Source organism: Geitlerinema sp. PCC 9228, from assembly GCF_001870905.1.
In the GTDB taxonomy this organism is placed as follows: Bacteria; Cyanobacteriota; Cyanobacteriia; order Cyanobacteriales; family PCC-9228; genus PCC-9228.
On the sequence record NZ_LNDC01000023.1, the window covers coordinates 1 to 1,481 of the forward strand.

General features: G+C 46.7%; 1 protein-coding gene and 1 pseudogene. One reads left to right on the plus strand and one right to left on the minus strand.

Features of this window, described 5'->3' with window-relative positions:
- Positions 1–227, plus strand: a pseudogene (locus AS151_RS01910) (transposase); the annotation flags it as partial.
- A 207-nt stretch (positions 228–434) separates the two neighbouring features.
- Here AS151_RS01910 and AS151_RS01915 read toward each other — a convergent pair.
- Complete coding sequence (locus AS151_RS01915; RefSeq protein WP_071515387.1) at positions 435–1,238, minus strand: Tic22 family protein; 804 nt, start codon at positions 1,236–1,238, stop codon at positions 435–437.
- Positions 1,239–1,481: the final 243 nt, after the last annotated feature.

The following is a 1,481-nucleotide window of genomic DNA, read 5'->3' on the forward strand; positions in this document are numbered from 1 at the left end:
CCATTGTTTTAATTGATGCTGGCTATGGCAACAATACCAACTTTCTCAAGCAACTAGAAAAACGAAAACTGAAATATTTAGGAGATGTTGCTAAAAATCGAACCATTTTCATTTCAAAAAAATCAAAATCAACAGCCAAACTTCGTCTAGATGAGTTAGCTAAATTTCTACCATCCAGGGTTTGGGAAAAAATTTCTTTACCAGCTCAACCAGAAAAAACTGTGTGGGCAAATACGCTTGAGGCTTACGTAACCAGCCTGCTACCGGACCTTTGGCTCTGAGGTCTAGTCAATGCTCATGCCCCGATTGGACTGTCTTGCAGTCAATTGCGGGTCATTGACCCATTCTGGTTGGGATACTTGGATTGGGGGGTTGGCTGGTACCAACCCCAGTCGAAATATATATTAGCGGTTCGGTAGGGAAGGTGGATTTGGTTAGGGGGATTGCTGTAGAGAAGGACCGCCTTGATTTTGGTTTTGCTGCTGCAGGGAACGAATGAGGTCTCGCGATTCCCGGGAAGGAATTAAAACCAACCGTTCTAAATCCTCTTCGTCGCTGTTTTCCAGTTCGTTAATAACTCGTTCCAAACGCAGTACTTGCACATCAATTGTAGAAGCAATATCCGGCTGCTGCTGTTTCATGCGGTCTACCTGATTTTGCAGGTCTTCCCGACTGAGAAACAGGGGAATAAATTTTTCGCCGTTACGTTGTACCGCCAGCAAGCTTTGTTGTTCACCGCCTCTGGCTACAAACAAGGGAACGCCGCGGAATTCCTCTACTTGCTGTCCGTTCTCTTGTAAAATGCTCAAAGCCGAATCGACCTCTTCGGCAGCCGGTACCAGTTCAAAGACGGGGGTATCTTCCTGCTGGGAATTGCGCTGGGCCATTTGATATACTTGTCCCAGGGACATAACCACCACTTGCGCTTTGTTGCCCAGTTCTGGTTTTTCTTGTTGTAAGCGGTCGATAAACTCTTGTGCGTCGCCACGATTGAGGAATACCCAGCTAACCGGGACACTATCGGGAGTATTTCCTTCTTGAGCGTTTTCTGGGGTAATGGTTTGCAGGACCAAGCCTTCGCTGGGATCGGCAATCACGAAAACCGGAACGCTGCTGAGTTTTTGCATGACCTGCTCTTGGGGAAGAGCCAACCCTTTCATTTGACCGGCTAGGGAAGGAGCAATCAACGTAGCTCCTACCAAACTAGCGATCGCACCCCACTTTGCTAAAAAATTCATAATCTCTAAACCTATCTATCTACAATATATCGTGCCTGTTGGCGCAAGGTGGCCCTTTGGCCGCCGTTCGAGCTCGGTTTGATACCTTTTCTATTGTGACCCATCTCGCCGACAATAGTTCCTGAAAACACACGTACCATTAGCATATACATACTTGACACTCCCAAAAACCTCAAAGTCAAAGTTGAGTCTATTCTGGTCATTACGGCAAGAGGACATGGATGTCGTCAAATGATGCTCATG